Here is an 18,633-nt window from a genome sequence, read left to right on the forward strand (position 1 = left end):
ATCCTGCCAGACGGCCCCGAACCTCTTACGGGGAGTCCATGAACGCATCCAACCACCTCTTTGACTTCCACCCTGACTGGCTGGCTCACACCCTGGCCTCTGCCTCCTCTGACCTACCCGAAACCAAGCGACAGCTGCCGGACGGAACACAGGTTTCACGGAAGGCCAACGGCGTGTTGTGGCTGACGCCGCCGGCCGGGCGGGAGAATGTGAATAATGAAGCGCTGATTGTGTCGGCCGGGGTTCATGGGAATGAGACGGCGCCGATTGAGGTGTTGAACGGGTTGGTGTCGGAGTTGTTTGCCGGGGAGTGGCAGCTGGGGTGTCCGTTGTTGCTGATTCTGGGTAATCCGCCGGCGATGGTGGCGGGGCAGCGGTTTGTGGATGTGAACATGAACCGGCTGTTTAACGGGGCGCACGGGCAGGCGAAGTATAAGGGGTTGCCGGAGGCGCGGCGGGCGCAGTTTCTGGAGGAGATGTGCCGGCAGTTTGCGATGGCGCATCATGGGCTGGCGTTGAGGCACTATGATTTGCATACGGCCATCCGGCCGTCGAAGCGGGAGCGGTTTGCCTTGTATCCGTTTGTGCCGGGGCGGTCGGTGCCGGCGGTTCAGTGTGAGTTTTTGCTGGAGGCGGAGGTGGAGACGTTGCTGCTTCAGCACCAGGAATCCACGGTGTTTTCGTCGTTTACATCCAGCCTTTTGAAGGCCGAGAGTTTTACAGTGGAGCTGGGCAAGGTTGAACCGTTCGGACGGAATGATTTGCGACGGTTTCGGGGCATTGAACGGGCATTGCGTCGTCGGTTTTCTGGAGCGCCGGCGCCACAGGCCCGGCCGCCGTTTGACCGGTTAACGGTGTTCGAGGTGGTGCATGAGGTGTTGAACACGGGGCCGTCGTTCCGGTTTCATGTGCCGGATGAGGTGGCGAATTTTACCCAGTACCAGCCCGGCACGGTGATCTGGGAAGATGACAGAACAAGCTACCGGGTGGGTACGGCGCCGGAGGCGGTGGTGTTTCCCAATCCCCATGTGCCGGTTGGGCAGCGCGTGGGTTTGATGATTCGGGCGAAGAACGAGTTCAGGGCCGGGTGATGACCCGGCCCTGTTGTCTCAGGCCGGGGCGTTTTCCGGTTCCGCCACCGGCAGTTTGATCACCTTGGTGCACACCGACGGAATCACCAGCAAGGTCAGTACCGTAGAAGCCAGCAAGCCACTGATAATGGCCCAGGCCATGGGTGGCCACAGCGTGGAGCTGGAGAACGCCAGCGGCAGCAGCCCCGCCACGGTGGTGGCCGTGGTCAGCAAAATGGGCCGGGTTCGGCGTTCAACAGCGGTACGCACGGCATCAGCGATGGCCCTGCCCTTTTCCAACTCACGGTCCATTACGTCCAGCAATACGATGGCGTTGTTGACCACGATACCCACCAATGCAATCACCCCAAGCAACGACTGAAAACCGAACGGCGAGCCGGACAAGACCAGCCCCGGGAAGATTCCCACGGTGGCCAGCGGCACCGTCAGCAGGATGATGCCAACCCGACGGAAGGAGTTGAACTGCAGTAGCAGGAAAAACAGCAGCAACAGGATGCCGATGGGCGCTGCGGTCAGCAGGGCACTGTTGGCATTGTTGGAGCCTTCGGCATCGCCGCCCAGCTCTACCCGGGTACCGGCGGGCAGGGGTTGTTCGTCCAGTGCTGCGAACAAGCCGTCCAGGGCCTGGCTGAAGCTGTAGCCTTCTTCCAGGTTCGCCGTTACCGCATTCACCCGCACGCCGTTTCTCAGGTATCGGGCCGCCGGCTCCCAGGTGGTTTCAACCGTGGCCACGGCCGACAGCGGAATGGCATCCCCCTGATCGTTGTAGGTGTTCACCGACAACAGGCGTGACAGCGACAGCGCGGTGCCTTCCCGGGAGCGCAGGATGATGGGGATAGGATCATCTTCCTGCCGGTAACGCTCGGCCACCACGCCATAGCTCTGGCCGTACAGGCTCTGGGCTACGTCTGCACGGGTCAGGCCGTAACGGGCGGCGGTGGCGTCGTCTACGTTGATGGCAATACTGGGCACACCGATGTCCAGGTCGTGCCGTACGTCGACGGTGCCGGTTACGCCACGCAGCACACTGAACACCTGCTCGGTGGCACGGGCACGGGTAGCGTCATCGGGGTGATAAATTCGCACTTCAACCGGCGCGGTACGCGGCGGCCCCTGCCCCAGGATACCGGCAGAAATATCCAGCTCCGGCACGGTGGGCGCCAGCTCATGGCGAATCCAGTCTACGAGGTCTGTGGTGTCTTCGAGCGCCGGCGTACGCACCACCAGCCTTGCCCGGTTAGGTGCCTGGGGCGCTCGCTGCAGGTTGTAGTAAAACGCCGGGCCGGTAAAACCGACAAACCGGTGCACTTCCAGGGTTTCCGGGCGGGCGCGAATGGCCCGTTCCAGCTCCGCAGCGGCCTCGGAGGTTTGGGCCTGGTCGGTGCCTTCGGGCAGATACACTTCCACAATCACCCGGGGCCGGTCTGCGTTGGGGAAAAACTGCTGGGCCATGAACGGCGTCATGCCCACGCTGATGGCGACCAACAGAGTGCCCGCGACAATCAAACGGCCCGGATAGCGATACACCAGGCCACCCAGCGAACGGGCCAGGCCCATCAACCGGTCTTTGTGGATATTCTTTCGCGGCTTGAGGAACCGGGCCGCCAGCAGCGGCACGGCCGAAATGGCCAGCAGGTAACTGACCGACAGCGTGAGCATGATCATCACCGGCACGCCACGGGTGAAATCAGCCGCACCCCCCTTGGCCATCAGCAGGGGCGCGAAGGCCGCCAGTGTGGTGCCGGTAGACGCACCCAGTGGCCCGGCCAGCTCGCCAACGGCCTTGCGCAGGGCATCCAGCCGGCGCATGCCTTCGTCCAGGTGACCCTGGATGTTCTCCACAATCACAATGGCGTTATCAATCAGGATACCGAGCGAGATCACCATGCCGATCACGGCAATCTGGTGCAGCACACCACCGCCCAGGTCGTACAGCCCCACACTGATCAGGGCCACCATAGGCAGGATGGATGCCACCAGCAGCCCCATGCGAATGCCCATGCCGGTAAACACCACTGCTACGATAATCAGCACCGACAGCACCAGGCTCCAGGCCAGGTCGTCCAGCCGGTCGGATACCTTGTCGGGCTGGAAGAACATCTCGCGGATTTCGTAGGGCTCGAAGTCAGCACGTACCTGTTCCAGCCGCTCGCGAATACGCTCGCCGAAACGGATGGCGTCGGTGGAACCTTCTTCCATGATCACCGAAAGCAGCACGACCCGCTCACCATCAAACCAGGTTTCCGGCTGCCGGGGCTCCGCCGGGCCGCGCCAGACTTCCGCGGCTGCCGCCAGGGGTACCTGGGAGCCATCCGGCAACTCGATGGGCGTAGCGCGAATGGCGTCGATATCAGCAAACTCGGTATTGGGAAGAACCGACAACCGCTTGCCTTCCACCACCACAAAGCCCCCGGGGATGGTCTGGTTTCGCCGGGCCAGGGTATCCAGGATGCGTTTGGGCGCTACGCCAAGGCGGTAAAGCGCGGCGTCGTCCAGCGCCAGGGTAATCTGTTCGTCGGCGTCGCCCTCAAGGTCGATACGGGAGATACCGGGAATATCCAGCAGGTTCTGCTTCAGTTTCTCCGCCACACCGGAAAGTTCGGTGACGGACGACGAACCACCCACCGCCAACACCACCGCAGGAATATCAATCAGCCGGTCGTCCAGGGTCATCAGGCCGACATCGTCCGGGAAATCCTGCCGTGCCCGCTCCATGGCCTGGCGCACCCGGTCCCAGGCGCTGTCGGTGTCGTAGATGTGATCACGCAGTTTCAGGCGGGCCAGCGCCACGCCGGTGCGTGCTGTGCCCTGGCTCCAGTCCAGCTCTTCCACCTGGCGCAGTTCATCGGTCAACGGGCGCAGCACCAGGCGCTCAACCGCCTCGGCGCTGGCGCCCGGATAGCTCACGGTCACCATGCCGGCCCGGTACGGAAAGGTAGGGTCCTCCTGGCGTGGCATGGTGCTGTAGGCGGCAATGCCCAGCACACAGAGCATGGTTACCACCATGCCCAGCAAACGCTGGTAATTCAGCAGGCGGCTGGTCATCAGCGCACCTCCACGGTGTCGCCATCCACCAGCCGGGTCATACCGGCATAGACCACCTGGTCACCGGGGTTCAGGGCACCGGTATGGATCATCACCCGCTCGCCGATCACCCGGTCTACTTCCACCGGCACCTTGTAGGCCACGGAATTTTCAACCCGGAACACGCTGGTGCCCGTGCTGTCCCGCATCACCGCCAGCAGGGGCACGGTGACCGCAGATTCCTGAACCGGGGCAATGCCGACCTCCACCGGTTCACCGGCAGAAAGCGAATTCGGCGGCAGGCTCACCAATACCGGATGCAGCTCGCCACGGATGGAACTGCCCTGGGCAATTTCCACCACCGTGCCGGTAGCCGGCTCCCGGTTGCGGTCCTGCACCAGCCAGACCGGCAGCTCCTGCCCGAGCCGCACATGGCCCAACAGATGTGCGGGCACCCGCACTTCCACTTCACGGCCCAGCGGCGAAGACAGGCGTACCACTGGCTGCCCGGCGGCGACAAATTCGTCCCGCTCTACCAGCAAGGCTTCTACCTGGCCGGCAAACGGGGCTTTCAATACGCTTTCTTCCAGTAACCGGGTGGCTTCCGCCAGGGAGGCCCGGGCCGTGGCCATGCTGGCCCGCAGGGAATCCCGCCGGGCGGCGATCTGTTCCAGGTTCTGTTCCGAGACCACACCGCGCTGGTGCAAGCGGCTGGAGCGCTCCCATTCCCGCTGGGCCTGGTCGTACTGGGTTTTCAGTTCATCCAGCCGGGCCGCAGCAGAATCCCTTGCCGGTTCCAGGGCCGGGTTATACACACTGGCCAGCACATCTCTGGCTTTCACTGTCTGCCCCAGTTCCACCGGTCGCTCTTTCAGCGTACCGCTCACCTGAAAAGTCAGGGTGGCCCGTTGGGCCGCCCGCACAATACCGGAGAAGCGCAGCGGAATTTCCACCACCTGGCCACCGGTTACCTCGGCCACCCGAACCGATACCGGCTGGTCTGCAGCCTGTTCGGAGGCACTGCTGTTGCAGCCGGATAAAGACACGACAGCCAGCAGCATGCTGGCCAGAGTTATTGGCAATGAACGCGCGAAGAGAGACATGACTGGTCAGCCCCGTTCCCTGAATAGATGATTTGTTGGCGCCTGTTTCCGTCAGAAGCCGCCGTTGTTTTCCCGACATCATGTCACTCTTTGACAAATTGTCAATAATCGGCTTTTATCCTCTATCAGTTATCATTCAGGCCATGACCACAACACCGGAAGCACCATGAACGAGCCGTTGAAAACACGCAGGGAACGGGAAAAACAGGCAAGGTACGATGCCATTCTGGACGCCGCCGAGCTGGTGTTTTCCGAGAAAGGCTACGATCGCACCTCCATGGACGACATCGCCCGCACCGCCAGCCTGAGCCGCGCGTTGCTATATGTGTACTTCAAGGACAAAGCCGCCATTCAGCGGGGCATCATGCTGAGGGCCGGGCAAAGCCTGGTGGAAAGATTCGAGAACGCCCTGAGTACGGCAGATACCGGGCTGGCCCAGATCCGGGCCATGGGGGATGCCTATTACCGTTTTTACCGGGAAGCGCCGGATTACTTTTCAGCCCTGACCAAGGCCTCAACCGCCATGGCAGAGGCGGAGGAAGACCAGGCCCTGGACATGCTGTGCTCGAAGAACGAACTGATGCAGCTGATGGAAGCGGCCATCCACAAGGGCCTGGAAGACGGCACCATGAGCCGGGAGCGCATTGCCTCGCCGGCCCAGACCGCGCTGTATCTGCGCGGTGCCCTGCACGGGGTGATCATGCTGTGTCAGGCAGAAGCGGGGGAAAACCCGGACTTTCCCGCCGACAACCTGATTCATCACACCATGGACATGCTCACCCGCTCTATTGCCAGCTGAAGCCTGTCACAGCTGGAAATCGTAGATCGAGCCCAGCCCCAGTATACCGGTCAGTTCATCCAGGGCCTTGCGCACTTCGTCCAGCAGCATGGGGTCTGCCAGGTCCTGCTGGCTCAGCTCATCCCGGTAGTGGGCATTTACCCACGCGGTCAGGCGGTCGTACAGGGCATCGGTCAGAACCACACCCTGATTGATGGCACGCCGCTCTTCATCGCTCAGCACCACTCGCAGCCGCAAGCAGGCCGGGCCGCCGCCGTTACGCATGGACTGCTTTACATCGAACACTTCCACTGCGGTAATGGGGCCATTCTGTTGCAGCAGGCTGTCCAGGTAACGGCTGACCGACGCGACCTCCCGGCACTCGCCCGGCACCGCCAGCAACATGCCATCCGGGGTATTCAGCAACTGGCTGTTGAACAGGTAAGAAGCTACGGCATCTTCAATCGGTACCTCTGCCGCTGAGACCCGCACCGGTTGCAGTTCGGTTCCGGCCAAACGCGCCCGGATATCCGACAGCACTCCGCCTTCATCCAGAAACGCCAGCTCGTGGTAGAACAGACAGCTACCATTACCCACCGCAATCACATCGTTGTGGAACACCCCGGCATCAATGGCCGCCGGGTTCTGCTGGGCGAATACCGCATGGCGGTCGTCCAGCCCGTGCAACCTTGCAATCGCCCGGGAGGCCTCCAGCGTCTGCCGGGCCGGGTACTTCACCGGTGCCGGCGCGCTTTCATTGAACGCCGCCTGGCCATACACAAACAACTCAACTCCGGGGTCGCCATAACCAGCACACAAACGGGTATGGTTGGCGGCACCTTCGTCACCAAAGTGACTGACGGATGGCAGGGCCGGATGGTGGGCGAAATAGCTTTCATCGGTGAAGATGGCTTTCAGGGCCCGGCCCGTCACCCTATGTTCGATGGAGCGATGGAATTTGGCACTCAGGTTGGCCGGGGTGAAGTGCACGCGGTGGTCTGCGGTATCGGCGCTTGGCGATACCGTGGCTGCATTGGCAGTCCACATGGCCGAGGCCGACGAGACAGCCGCCAGGATGGCCGGATCCGCCTGGGCAGCCTGTTCCAGAACCTGCCGGTCGCTGCCGGCAAAGCCCAGGGCCCGCAGGGTGGGAATGTGAGGCCGCTCGTGGGGTGGCAGAACCGCCTGAACATAGCCCCTGTCTGCCAGCTTTTTCATCTTGGCGAGGCCCTGCAAGGCTGCCTCTTTGGGGTTGGACACGGCGTTCACGTTAGACTTCGACGCCACGTTACCCCAGGACAACCCGGCGTAATTATGGGTCGGGCCGACCAGGCCGTCGAAGTTCGCTTCAACTGCGTGTGTTGCCATCTCTCTCACCTTCGGTGCGGAATTCGTAATTGATCTTTCAGGGGCGCCAGCCGAACCGGGTCTCCGGACTCTACCCGAAGCGCATCTGCCACCTCCCGGGGCAACCGGATGGTATCCGGCTCGATGCAGTCCACGGGGATGGTGGTTACCCGGAAATCCCGGAACGAGCGGTTGGAGATCATCACCCGCTGCTCCGGCGGCACATCGAGATCGACCGGTTTACTCACCACCATGGCGTGCCGGTTGACGGATTCGCGGATACTGCGGATGTTGTGAATGAAGGCTTCCACCACCGGGCCGCCGTCGAAGATATCGACCATGCCGTTAAAGTTGAAGCCCTCGGCTTCCAGCATCTTCAGGGCCGGCAGGGTGTTGTCGTGCACCCGGCCAATCGCCGCCCGGGCGCTGTCGGGCAGCATGGGCAAGTAAATGGGGTATTTCGGCATCAGTTCAGCAATGAAGGACTTATTGCCCAGGCCGGAAAGCCGGTCCGCCTGGCTGAACTCCATGTCGAAGAACTTGCTGCCAAGGGCATCCCACAGGGGGCTCTGGCCATTGGCGTCCGACACGCCCCGCATTTCTGCGAACACCTTGTCGGAGAAATGCTTGCGAAATTCGTCCAGGAACATGAACCGGCACCGGGACAGTAACAACCCGTTGCCGTCGCCCTTGTAATTGTCTGCCAGCAGCAACGAGCAGATTTCGGTGGTGTCGGTCATGTCGTTGGACAGGTGCAGGGTGGGCGTCCGCACGTGCACACCCAGCTCGCGGGAGGCGTTTACTGTCAGGCTTAGGCGATAGTTGTAGAATACTTCCTCGAGCCCCACCCGGGCTTCGATGCCGCTGATGCCCACCGCCTGCCCGGTTTCGGTGTCTTCCAGCGCAAACAGGTAAAGGCCCGCCTCCGGGGCACAACGCTGACTGAAGGAGTCCCGGGCACGGTCGATCTTGCGTTGCAGCAGCTCCGTGTCTGCCGGTAGTGTGGTCAGGCCTTTGCCGGCATTCTGCGCCATGGCATACAGGGCATCCAGGTCGTTTTCCTGCAGTGGCCGGATCAAAAGCATGTTGGTGCCCTCCCCTTTTTCGTGGTCATAGCGGAGAGATCCTTACCCGGTCGCCGGCACTCTTTTCCAGCCCCTTCCAGGTACTAACCGGCACTTTCACATCGTCGGTGAGGGCTTCTGCCATCGGGGTAAGCAGGCACCGGAAATGCTCACCTTCACCGGCCGCAATCAGGCAGGTTTCACCATGCTCGTCGTGGCTGCCATGCAGGGTTTTCGGGTGGCTGGTGATCAGGGTTCGCAGGCCATCCGTGCGGGCCTCCAGAACCGGCCCGCCATCGAAGATATCCAGGTAATTACCGGGCAGAAAGCCTTCCTGCTGAAGCAACTCGTAATTTGCCCGGGTCTGACGGTGGGGCTGGCCGATGGCGGCCTGGGCGGAGTCGCTCAGCAAGGTGACGTAGATGGGGTTAGGCGGCATCAGCTCGGCGATGAAGGTTTTGCTGAGCTGGCCGGAGTACTGGTCTGCGGTTTCAAAGTCCATGTTGAAGAAGTGCCGGCCCAGGCTGTCCCAGAAGGGTACGCTGCCGTCTTCGTTCTGAACGCCCTGAATTTCCACCACCATGCGCGAGCTGAACCAGTCCCGGTGGCTGGCAATGAACAGCATCCGGGCCCGGGAGAGCAGCTCGAAAGCGGTCGTCTCGCGCAGTTCGGGGCGCAGGCTGAAGGCGCACAGCAAGGTGTGGTCGGTTAGTCCGTGGCTGGGGTAAAGCACCTCGACTCGCCGGGAGGTGCCCAGTTCGTGGGAGGCGTGGATCAGGTGGTCGCGGCGGTAGTTGTAGAAGGGTTCGCCGTTGCCGGCCCGGCTGTCTATGCCGGCGGTACCTGCTATCTGGCCGGTTTCGGTGTTTTCCAGCACCAGCAGGATGCGCCGTGGGGTTTTGGGAGCCTGGGCGGCGAGAGACGCCTGGGCGTGGCTGATGCGTTCGGCCAGGCGTTGTTCGGTTTTGGGTAGCGTAGAAGATAGCCTGGCGCCCTGGGTTCCGGCTATGTCCAGTATTTGTTGCAGGTCATCCAGTTTTGCTGGACGGACTCGCCACATGGGCTTGCTCCCTCTTCCGGTAAGACATACAACGTCGTTAGCCGACCGGTGCTGAACCGGGAACGCCCTTCCGGAAACCGCTACAAGCACTTCCCTGTGCGCTTCTCTCCGGCCATCCATGGCCTGCGAAATTTCCGGAAGGGCGTTCCCGGCCCATCACCTACTGTGTCATCAACCGTGCAGCTTCGGAATTATGCCGTCAGTTTTTTAACCGCTGCCTCGAAACGCTCCAGCGCTTCTTCAATATCGACTTCCGGGATGATCAGGGACGGCGCAAGACGAATCACGTTGGCGCCGGCCATCAGCACCATCACGCCTTCTTCCAGCCCGGCGTTCAGGAAGTCCTTGGCCTTGCCCTGCCACTGTTCGGTCAGTACACAGCCTAGCAGTAAACCAGCGCCGCGCACTTCGGAGAACACGCCGTAACGCTCGCCGATGTTCATCATGCCTTTGCGGAGCTTGTCGGATCGGGCGTTGACGCCTTTGAGGATTTCCGGCTGGCTAACGGTGTCGATCACCTTCTGGGCCACGGCGCAGGCCAGGGCGTTGCCGCCGTAGGTGCTGCCGTGGGTGCCGACGCCGAGGCTTGCGGCGACTTTGGCTGTGGTCAGCATGGCGGCGACCGGGAAACCGCCGCCCAGGCCTTTGGCGCTGGACAGGATGTCGGGGGTTACGCCGTACATTTCGTAGGCGTACAGGTAGCCGGTGCGGCCGACACCGGTTTGCACTTCGTCGAACACCAGCAGAGCGTTGTTTTCGTCGCACAGCTGGCGCAGGCCCTTGAGGAATTCGGGATCGGCCGGCAGTACGCCGCTTTCGCCCTGGATGGGCTCAACCACCACGGCACAGGTTTTCTCCTTGGAGATCAGTGCTTTTACCGAATCCAGGTCGTTGAAATCTGCGTGATGGATGCCGCCCGGGGCCGGTTCGAAGCCTTCCAGGTATTTATGCTGACCACCCACACTGACGGTGAACAGGGTGCGGCCGTGGAAGGCGTTTTTGAAGGAGATGATTTCGTGCTTCTCCGGGCCGTAATGTTCCCATGAGTAGCGACGGGCCAGTTTGAAGGCGGTTTCGTTGGCTTCGGCACCGGAGTTGGCGAAGAACACCCGCTCAGCGAAGGTGTGGTCGCACAGGGTTTTGGCCAGGCGCAGAGCCGGTTCGTTAGTCATCACGTTGGACAGGTGCCAGATTTTCTCGGCCTGTTCCTGCAATGCACCAACCAGTCCCGGGTGGGCATGGCCAAGGCTGGTGACCGCAATGCCGCCCTGGAGATCGACGTATTCTCGCCCGTCCTGATCCCAAACGCGGGAGCCCTCGCCTCGCACCGGAATGATGTTTCCGGGGGCGTAGTTGGGCACCATAACTTCATCGAAAAGTTCGCGGGACACGGGTTCTCTGTTCATCGGTTTCTCTCAGTGACTCATTGCTAAGTGACAGGGTGAATCTGCCCATAATACGCCACTCAGGGCATAAGAACAGCCGGTTGTGCCACAGCGGGCAACTCGATGATGCGGTGATGGTTTTTGTCTTTCCCCAGAACTGCCTTGGCCAGCAGTTTGTAGGAATCCAGGTCGAAGGTGACCGGTTCGTTTCCAGGCTGAAAGTCTTCCAGTTCCTCTTCACTGCGCAGGGTTTGCAGGTGTATCCAGTTGCAGCAGCAACGCACCCAACTCACCGGCGGTTTCTGTGAACTCCACCCTGCGCAGGCTTTCAGACAGCCGTAGCCCGCGGCTGGACTGATGGTCTCCCGAGAAATGGGATGCCACCCGCTGCGCTATGTTGGTGCTTTTGCCAACGTACAACAGCACATCGTTGTCACCGTAAAACCGGTAAACCCCCGGGCCATGGGGCAGGCCGGCGAATAATTCGGCAGGGACGTTTGAGGGCGTGCTCTGGCGCTGCCAGAGCTTCCGAATAGCGTTGTTGATGGCATCCGAACCGTGCTCTGCCCGGGCATGCTCGAAGAACGCGAGCATCGCGGCTACATCACCCATGGCCCGATGCCGCTCCACCTCAGGTAAATTGTGACGGGTAATAAGGGCGTCCATATTGTGCCGGCTGTGCTCAGGATACAGCGCCCGGGACAGGCGCACCGTGCACAAAACCTTCGCACTGAACGGCCGGCCCAAACGACGAAATTCGGACTTATCGCTGGCGTGGCCAATGCCCAAGAGACCAACCAGAACGTGTTCCTGAACTACCAGTGGACTCCGGTGAAGAACACCATGATGGGCGTTGAATACGGCTACTGGGACACAGAAAATGTGGATGGCGACAGCAAAGACGCCAACCGTATCCTGTTCGCCGCGCAGTACAACTTCTGATCCTTCCTGTCAGAAGTTAACTCAGAATCACCCCGGCCCCGGCCGGGGTTTTTCGTTTCTGGCTGGTGCACACGCACCATTCTGGCTCCATATCCAAACCCCACACCTGCCGGGCTCTGGCCTTTCCCTCGGGTATTCAATACTTTACAAGCCAGAAAACAATCTGGCACAGCTCATGCAAATACCAAATTGCAAGCCGGTGAAAACCACTCACCGCATCAACCGCTGCAACTCTGTGAGGTAATGCCATGAAACTTGCCAAAGACCAAAGCCTGTTGTTTGAACTTACCCAAGCCGCAGAAGCTTATGCCATGCAGGATCTACACGATTACTTTGACTGGATGTACTTCGCGAACTAACCAGGGGACGATGCAGGGCGGGGCCAAAGGCCCCACCCTGCAAACTGCTTACTCACCCGCCCGGAGCCTGCTACGGACGCTTCGGGTTGTCATCACGCCGAGAACCTCCATCAACGACAGAATCCCCCGGTCATGCTGTTTCGGTGCTTTGCCCCTGGCAATCCGGCCGATCTGCCGGGTGTACCAGCTCACTTCCATCAGGGCCATGTCATCAATCAGTCGAATCCCTGTTTTGATGGGCCTAACCGCGCTGGTCACCTGATCGCCTTTCATAATCCGGTTCGGCAAATCCGGCTCCACCACCAACGGCCTCGCCAGGCCCACCAGGTCCGTGGCGCCGGAAGCCAACGCGTCGGCCATTCCGGTCTCGGTGCGGAAGCCGCCGGTCACCATCAAGGGTACGTCGGTGAGCTTGCGCACTTTCTCGGCGAACTCCAGGAAGTAAGCCTCCCGCGCCAGGGTGCTGGCTTTTACCTCGCCGTCTTCCGCACCCCTGGCCATGGCTGGGTTCTCGTAGTTACCGCCGGAGATTTCTACCAGGTCAATCCCCTCTGCGACGAGTGCCTTGATCACCGCCAGCGATTCGTCCTCGGTAAAACCGCCGCGCTGGAAGTCTGCGGAGTTCAGTTTGATGCCAATATTGAACGCTTCACCGCAAGCTTTCCGGATAGCCCGGTACACCGCCAGCACAAAGCTGCGGCGTTTCTCGGCAGAGCCACCCCACTCGTCTGTGCGCTGGTTGTGATGGGGCGACAGGAACTGACTCACCAGGTAGCCGTGGGCGCCGTGGATTTGCACGCCGTCGAATCCGGCTTTCTGGGCAATGGCAGCACTGCGGGCAAAGCGCTGGATGATGTCTTCAATTTCCGGGCCGGTCAGGGCGCGGGGTGTGGCAAACATGCTGCGGAGCTCTTTTTTGAATGGTATCGCGCTGGGCGAGACCGGGTCCTTGTTCAGCATTTTGGGGCTTTGCTTGCCGGGATGGTTCAGTTGCATCCAGATCTGTTTGCCTCCCTTTTGCCCGGCCTTGGCCCAGGCGGTCAGAAGCCCGAGATCGCTTTCATCCTCAATAACCACGTTCTGTGGCTCCCCTATGTGCCGGCGGTCGATCATTACATTACCCGTGATCGACAGCCCGGTGCCGCCCTCTGCCCACGCACGATACAGGGTTGCCAGTGCTTTGGTGGGGTGGTTGTCAATGGTGCTCAGGGTCTCGCTCATGGCGGACTTGGCAAAGCGGTTGGGGATGACAGAGCCATTAGGGAGCTTGAGCGGCTGAGAGAGCAGTTCTGCGGGAGTCATAAGGGCCTCGAGGTGGTTTGCGGGATCCATGAGGCTGATAGTGGATCTGCCCGGCGAACCGGGCATTGGCCGAAGAGACTGATTTTATCAAAAGAAAGCCTGAATGCCGGGCAACACCGAATTCGTCACTGATGCCATTGCCGCCGAGCATGTCGCTGGCCAGCCATAAACGGCGACCCGACAGGGGCATCCGTCGGAGGCCGAAAGCCAGAACGAGCCTGATGACTGCGTTAGGGCTGATGATGCATAGTTGCACGAAATATCCACACATAGAGGTGCTTCATGGACACAATCAGTGTAAACAAGTTTAGAGATAATCTTAAAAGTGTTGTTGAACAGGTAATTAGTCAGCATGAACCGGTCAAGGTTACACGCCGAGCCGGAGAAGCTTTCGTGGTGATGAGTGCTGAGGACTGGGAGCGAGAGCAGGAAACCCTTCACGTTCTCCAAAGTAAGAGCCTGATGCAGCAAATTGGTAGAGATTTGGCCAGGCTCAACGCAAAGGCAAGAAAGCCGCCCTGCAGCTAAGAAACTACAAGGCGGCTCCCAATTCAGGACTACAGCAGCAGCGTACGAATATCCCCCAGCAGCTGCGTCAGCAGGTTGGTAAACCGGGCGGCATCTGCCCCGTTAACTGCACGGTGGTCGTAAGACAACGACAGTGGCAGCATCAGCCGCGGCTGGAACTCTTTGCCGTCCCACACCGGCTTCATAGAAGCCTTGGAGACACCCAGGATCGCCACTTCCGGCGTGTTCACAATCGGCGTGAACGCGGTACCGCCAATGCCGCCCAGGCTGGTGATGGTAAAGCAGGCGCCCTGCATTTCTGCCGGCTTCAGCTGCTTGTCCCTCGCCTTCTGGGCCAGCTCGGCGCTTTCTGCCGCCAGCTCCCACAGGCCTTTCTGGTCGACATCCCGGATCACCGGAACCATCAGGCCATGAGGCGTATCCACCGCAATACCGATGTGGATGTACTTCTTGCGAACCACCTCTTTGCGCTCCATGTCGAGGGACACATTGAACTGAGGCAGTTCCGCCAGTGCCGCCGCGCAGGCCTTGAGCAGGAACGGCAGCGGGGTCATTTTCACGCCACGCTTTTCGCCGGCTGCTTTCTGGCCTTTGCGGAAGGCTTCCATTTCGGTGATGTCGGCATCGTCGAACTGGGTTACGTGGGGCACGTTCAGCCAGCTGCGCTGCATGTTGGTGGCCGTGGCCGCCATCATGCGGGACATGCCTTCACGCTCGATCTCACCAAACTGGCTGAAGTCCGGCAGTTTCACGCCCGGAATGCCCGAGCCAACCGCCACGCCGCCGCCCTGCTGGGCCTGCTGTAACTGACTCTTCACGTAGGCGTGCACATCATCTTTGATGATGCGGCCTTTCGGGCCGGAGCCCTTCACACGGGTCAGGTCTGCACCCAGTTCCCGGGCCAGTTTGCGCACCGCCGGGCCGGCATGAACCTTGGTGCCCGGTGCAGGCGGCTCGTAGGTAGAACCTTGCGGCTGCGGGGCCGCTTCGGGCTTGCTATCTTTCTTCTCCGGCTTGCTGGCCTGGCCTTCGGCCTTGGCACTGTCACCGGAATCTTCCGCTTCGCCCTCATCCTCACCATCGTCTTCAATGGTCATTTCCAGCAGGTCTGAACCTTCGGAGAGCTTGTCGCCTTCCTTCACCAGAATCTTGCCGATCTTGCCCGCGTAGGGTGACGGAATTTCCATGGTGGCCTTGTCGGACTCCACGGTCACCAGCGGATCATCCTCGCCAATGGTGTCGCCTTCGGCCACGTTGATTTCGATCACCGGCACGTCGTCGAAGCCATCCAGCGAAGGCACCTTCACCACTTCGGTGCGGGAGCCGCCAGACTTTTTCTTCTTGGGCGCAGGCTTGCTGTCTTCAGACCTGGCCTCGGATTTCTCCTCGGCCTTTTCTTCAGGCTTGTCCTCTTCCGCATCGTCAGAGCCACCAGCGTCTCCGCTGGCCGACAACATGCCGATAACATCACCTTCCTTCACCTTATCACCCACCTTCACGGTGATTTTGGTGATCTTGCCGGCCGCCGGGGCCGGCAGTTCTACCGAGGCTTTATCAGATTCAACGGTCAGAATCGGATCTTCTTCTGCAACCGAGTCCCCTTCGCTGACGATGATTTCGATGATCTCGACTTCATCTGCACCGCCAAGATCGGGAACCTTGATTTCCTGTTCACTCATAGCGGTCTCCTTAGCTCAGCACCGGGTTCGGTTTGTTGCGATCGATTCCGTACTTGCGCATAGCTTCGAGAACCTGCTCCTGCTTGATTTCACCGTCTTTGGCCAGGGCTGCCAGCGCGGTTACCGCCACGTAGTAACGATCCACTTCGAAGAAGCTGCGCAGCTTCTCGCGGGTGTCACTGCGGCCGAAACCGTCGGTGCCCAGGGTCATGTAGGTTTTCGGGATGAATGCCCGCAGCTGCTCGGAGTGCAGCTTGATGTAGTCGGTAGACGACACTACCGGGCCCTGCGCATCTTCCATGCACTGGGTCACGTAGGCCTTGCGGGGCTTGTCGTCCGGGTGCAGGTGGTTCCAGCGCTCCACGTGCTGGCCATCACGGGCCAGTTCGTTGTAGCTGGTCACGCTCCACACATCGGAAGCCACACCCCAGTCGTCTTTCAGCATCTGTGCGGCGGCGCGCACTTCATTCATGATCGAGCCGGCGCCCAGCAGCTGAACCCGTGGGCTCTTCTTGCGGCCCTTGGTTTCTACAGACTCGAACTTGTACATGCCCTTGATGATGCCGTCTTCACAGTCTTTCGGCATGGCGGGCTGTTCGTAGTTCTCGTTCTCGATGGTCAGGTAGTAGAAGACGTTCTGGTTGTCTTCGAACATCTCCTTCATACCGTGACGGATCACCACGGCCATTTCATAACCGTAGGCCGGGTCGTAGGCCTTACAGTTCGGAATGGTGTTGGCCAGTACGTGGCTGTGACCGTCCTGGTGCTGCAGGCCTTCGCCGTTCAGGGTGGTACGGCCGGCGGTACCGCCGATCAGGAAGCCTCGGGCCTGCATGTCGCCGGAAGCCCAGGCCAGGTCACCCACGCGCTGGAAGCCGAACATGGAATAGAACACGTAGAACGGAATCAGCGGGAAGCTGTTGGTGCTATAGGACGTAGCCGCGGCCATCCAGGTAGACATGGCACCGTCTTCGTTGATGCCTTCCTGAAGGATCTGGCCCTTCTTGTCTTCCCGGTAATACATGATCTGGTCGCGGTCCTGGGGCACATACTTCTGCCCTTCCGCGGTGTAGATACCCAGCTGGCGGAACATGCCTTCCATACCGAAGGTACGGGCTTCATCCGGCACGATGGGTACTACGCGCTTGCCAATGCGCTTGTCTTTGACCAGCGCGGTCAGGATGCGCACGAACGCCATGGTGGTGGAGATTTCACGGCCACCGGAGCCTTCCAGCACCTGCTTGAAGATATCCAGTTCCGGAATCTGCAGTGGCTGGCAATCCTTGTTGCGCTTGGGATAGAAGCCACCCAGCTCCTGCCGGCGCTTCTTCATGTACACCAGCTCCGGGCTGTCCGGCGCCGGGCGGTAGTATGGGACGTCTTCCAGCTCTTCGTCTTTCAGGGGCACACCGAAGCGATCCCGGAAGGATTTCAGGGTATCGATGTCCAGCTTCTTCAGGGAGTGCGCGGTGTTCTGGGCTTCGCCCGCTGCACCGAAACCATAACCCTTGATGGTGTGAGCCAGAATCACGGTGGGCTTGCCGTTCGCGTGGTTCACCGCCTTGTGGTAGGCCGCATATACCTTGTACGGGTCGTGGCCGCCGCGGTTCAGCTTCTGGATATCTTCATCCGACATATCCTCCGCCAGCTTGGCCAGCTCCGGGTGCTTGCCGAAGAACTCCTTGCGGGTGTAAGCCGGGCCCTTGAAGGTCAGGTTCTGCAGCTCGCCATCACAGATCTCGTCCATGGCCCGTTGCATCACGCCGTCTTCGTCTTTCTCGAACAGCGGATCCCACATGCGGCCCCAGACCACCTTGATCACATTCCAGCCGGCACCACGGAACACGCCTTCCAGCTCCTGGACAATCTTGCCGTTACCACGAACCGGGCCGTCCAGGCGCTGCAGGTTACAGTTAACCACCCAGATCAGGTTATCCAGCTTCTCGCGGCCGGCCTTGGAGATGGAGCCCAGGGTTTCCGGCTCATCGCACTCACCATCGCCCACAAATGCCCACACCTTGCGGCCGTCCATGTCGATCAGCTCACGGCTGTGCAGGTACTTCATGACGTGGGCCTGGTAGATAGACTGGATAGGCCCCAGACCCATGGATACGGTCGGGAACTGCCAGTAATCCGGCATCAGCCAGGGGTGCGGGTAGGAAGACAGGCCATCGCCGTCTACCTCTTCACGATACTTGTCCAACTGCGCTTCGCTGAAGCGGCCTTCCAGGAAGGAACGGGCATAGATACCGGGCGATGCGTGACCCTGGAAATACACCAGGTCTGACGCGCGTTCGTCGCCACCACCGTGGAAGAAGTAGTTGAAGCCCACATCATAAAGGGTGGCTGCAGAAGAGAAGGTGGAGATATGGCCACCCAGGTCACCCGGGCGCTTGTTGGCCCGCACCACCATGGCCATGGCGTTCCAGCGAATCAGGGAACGGATACGGCGCTCCATGAACAGGTCACCCGGCATCCGGGATTCCTGGGTAACGGGAATGCTGTTGCGGAACGGCGTGGTAATGGAATACGGCAGCTCAGTGCCGTCCCGGCTGGCGCGCTCAGACAAGCGCTCCAGAATATATTTGGCACGGTCGACGCCTTCGTTTTCGATTAACGACTCTAGTGCGTCAAGCCATTCGCTGGTTTCAATGGGATCATCATCGCGGTACATCAAACCCTCCCCCTCGGGAACAATTTAAGCTCTCACAAGCATAGAACAGCTCTGGCATTTTTCCTGCTGAACGACAGAAGAGCATTCAGGAATAAAACTTTCGTACTTTTACTACAAAACGGCGCCCGAAAACAAACAAACAGGCGTTTGAAAGTACTTTAATTAGCATTAGTTACGTAATAATGACCACTTCCGATGGCAGGAACAAGACGCTCTCAGACCAATGTCTCACACGTACTTCCAACGATAATTCCATCGCCTGACTAAACACTGACCTTAAAGAATTTTTGGCGAAAA

Annotated in this window: 15 protein-coding genes and 1 pseudogene; 4 read left to right on the top strand and 12 right to left on the bottom strand. The window is 60.2% G+C overall.

The annotated features are described in order from the left end of the window. Window positions 1–38: 38 nt before the first annotated feature. On the top strand, window positions 39–1,091 hold the full coding sequence (locus tag H3Z84_RS07720; protein ID WP_199457064.1) for a succinylglutamate desuccinylase: 1,053 nt from the start codon (window positions 39–41) through the stop codon (window positions 1,089–1,091). Between the two features lie 18 nt (window positions 1,092–1,109). Here the strand turns inward: H3Z84_RS07720 and H3Z84_RS07725 are convergent, their stop codons facing one another. Beyond that, window positions 1,110–4,136 carry an efflux RND transporter permease subunit gene (locus tag H3Z84_RS07725; protein WP_199457065.1) on the bottom strand — a complete coding sequence of 1,009 codons (3,027 nt, stop codon included), beginning with the start codon at window positions 4,134–4,136 and terminating at the stop codon, window positions 1,110–1,112. Continuing rightward, the gene (locus H3Z84_RS07730; protein WP_199457066.1) at window positions 4,136–5,218 is read right to left on the bottom strand and encodes an efflux RND transporter periplasmic adaptor subunit; all 1,083 of its coding nucleotides are present in this window, start codon (window positions 5,216–5,218) and stop codon (window positions 4,136–4,138) included. Before H3Z84_RS07730 ends, H3Z84_RS07725 begins: the two co-directional genes overlap by 1 nt. A gap of 166 nt (window positions 5,219–5,384) precedes the next feature. Here H3Z84_RS07730 and H3Z84_RS07735 point away from each other — a divergent pair, with 166 nt between their 5' ends. Further along, complete coding sequence (locus H3Z84_RS07735; RefSeq protein ID WP_199457067.1) at window positions 5,385–6,017, top strand: TetR/AcrR family transcriptional regulator; 633 nt, start codon at window positions 5,385–5,387, stop codon at window positions 6,015–6,017. A gap of 6 nt (window positions 6,018–6,023) precedes the next feature. Here H3Z84_RS07735 and astB read toward each other — a convergent pair whose 3' ends face one another. From astB to H3Z84_RS17185, 7 genes and pseudogenes are all read right to left on the bottom strand, one after another. Further along, a complete protein-coding gene (gene astB, locus H3Z84_RS07740; RefSeq protein ID WP_199457068.1) occupies window positions 6,024–7,364 on the bottom strand; it encodes an N-succinylarginine dihydrolase in 1,341 nt (446 codons plus the stop codon). Window positions 7,365–7,369: 5 nt separating this feature from the next. After that, window positions 7,370–8,428 carry an arginine N-succinyltransferase gene (gene astA, locus H3Z84_RS07745; protein ID WP_199457069.1) on the bottom strand — a complete coding sequence of 353 codons (1,059 nt, stop codon included), beginning with the start codon at window positions 8,426–8,428 and terminating at the stop codon, window positions 7,370–7,372. 25 nt (window positions 8,429–8,453) lie between these two features. After that, window positions 8,454–9,467, bottom strand: coding sequence for an arginine N-succinyltransferase (locus tag H3Z84_RS07750; protein WP_199457070.1), 1,014 nt, complete (start codon window positions 9,465–9,467; stop codon window positions 8,454–8,456). A 191-nt stretch (window positions 9,468–9,658) separates the two neighbouring features. After that, window positions 9,659–10,873 carry an aspartate aminotransferase family protein gene (locus tag H3Z84_RS07755; RefSeq protein ID WP_199457071.1) on the bottom strand — a complete coding sequence of 405 codons (1,215 nt, stop codon included), beginning with the start codon at window positions 10,871–10,873 and terminating at the stop codon, window positions 9,659–9,661. A gap of 59 nt (window positions 10,874–10,932) precedes the next feature. Continuing rightward, window positions 10,933–11,136 carry a hypothetical protein gene (locus H3Z84_RS17070; RefSeq protein WP_228285765.1) on the bottom strand — a complete coding sequence of 68 codons (204 nt, stop codon included), beginning with the start codon at window positions 11,134–11,136 and terminating at the stop codon, window positions 10,933–10,935. Then, the gene (locus tag H3Z84_RS07760) at window positions 11,090–11,464 is read right to left on the bottom strand and encodes a nucleotide excision repair endonuclease (protein WP_266096179.1); all 375 of its coding nucleotides are present in this window, start codon (window positions 11,462–11,464) and stop codon (window positions 11,090–11,092) included. Before H3Z84_RS07760 ends, H3Z84_RS17070 begins: the two co-directional genes overlap by 47 nt. Window positions 11,465–11,494: 30 nt before the next feature. Beyond that, window positions 11,495–11,563 (bottom strand): annotated as a pseudogene (locus H3Z84_RS17185) (hypothetical protein); the annotation flags it as partial. A gap of 63 nt (window positions 11,564–11,626) precedes the next feature. Between H3Z84_RS17185 and H3Z84_RS07765 the strand changes: the two are divergent. Next, window positions 11,627–11,794 (top strand): hypothetical protein, encoded by a 168-nt coding sequence (locus H3Z84_RS07765; protein WP_199457091.1) that lies wholly within the window; start codon window positions 11,627–11,629, stop codon window positions 11,792–11,794. A gap of 407 nt (window positions 11,795–12,201) precedes the next feature. On the opposite strand, the gene H3Z84_RS07770 is transcribed toward H3Z84_RS07765, so the two are convergent. Then, window positions 12,202–13,455 (bottom strand): NADH:flavin oxidoreductase/NADH oxidase family protein, encoded by a 1,254-nt coding sequence (locus tag H3Z84_RS07770; protein ID WP_199457072.1) that lies wholly within the window; start codon window positions 13,453–13,455, stop codon window positions 12,202–12,204. Between the two features lie 282 nt (window positions 13,456–13,737). On the opposite strand from H3Z84_RS07770, the gene H3Z84_RS07775 reads away from it, so the two are divergent. Beyond that, window positions 13,738–13,983, top strand: a complete 246-nt coding sequence (locus tag H3Z84_RS07775) for a type II toxin-antitoxin system Phd/YefM family antitoxin (RefSeq protein WP_199457073.1) — start codon at window positions 13,738–13,740, stop codon at window positions 13,981–13,983. A gap of 29 nt (window positions 13,984–14,012) precedes the next feature. Here H3Z84_RS07775 and aceF read toward each other — a convergent pair whose 3' ends face one another. Then, entirely contained in the window at window positions 14,013–15,662 is a 1,650-nt protein-coding gene (gene aceF / locus H3Z84_RS07780; RefSeq protein WP_199457074.1) for a dihydrolipoyllysine-residue acetyltransferase, read from the bottom strand. Window positions 15,663–15,672: 10 nt separating this feature from the next. Continuing rightward, a complete protein-coding gene (aceE, locus tag H3Z84_RS07785; RefSeq protein WP_058341781.1) occupies window positions 15,673–18,336 on the bottom strand; it encodes a pyruvate dehydrogenase (acetyl-transferring), homodimeric type in 2,664 nt (887 codons plus the stop codon). Between the last annotated feature and the right edge of the window lie 297 nt (window positions 18,337–18,633).

Source organism: Marinobacter sp. bablab_jr003, from assembly GCF_016464245.1.
In the GTDB taxonomy this organism is placed as follows: Bacteria; Pseudomonadota; Gammaproteobacteria; order Pseudomonadales; family Oleiphilaceae; genus Marinobacter; species Marinobacter vinifirmus.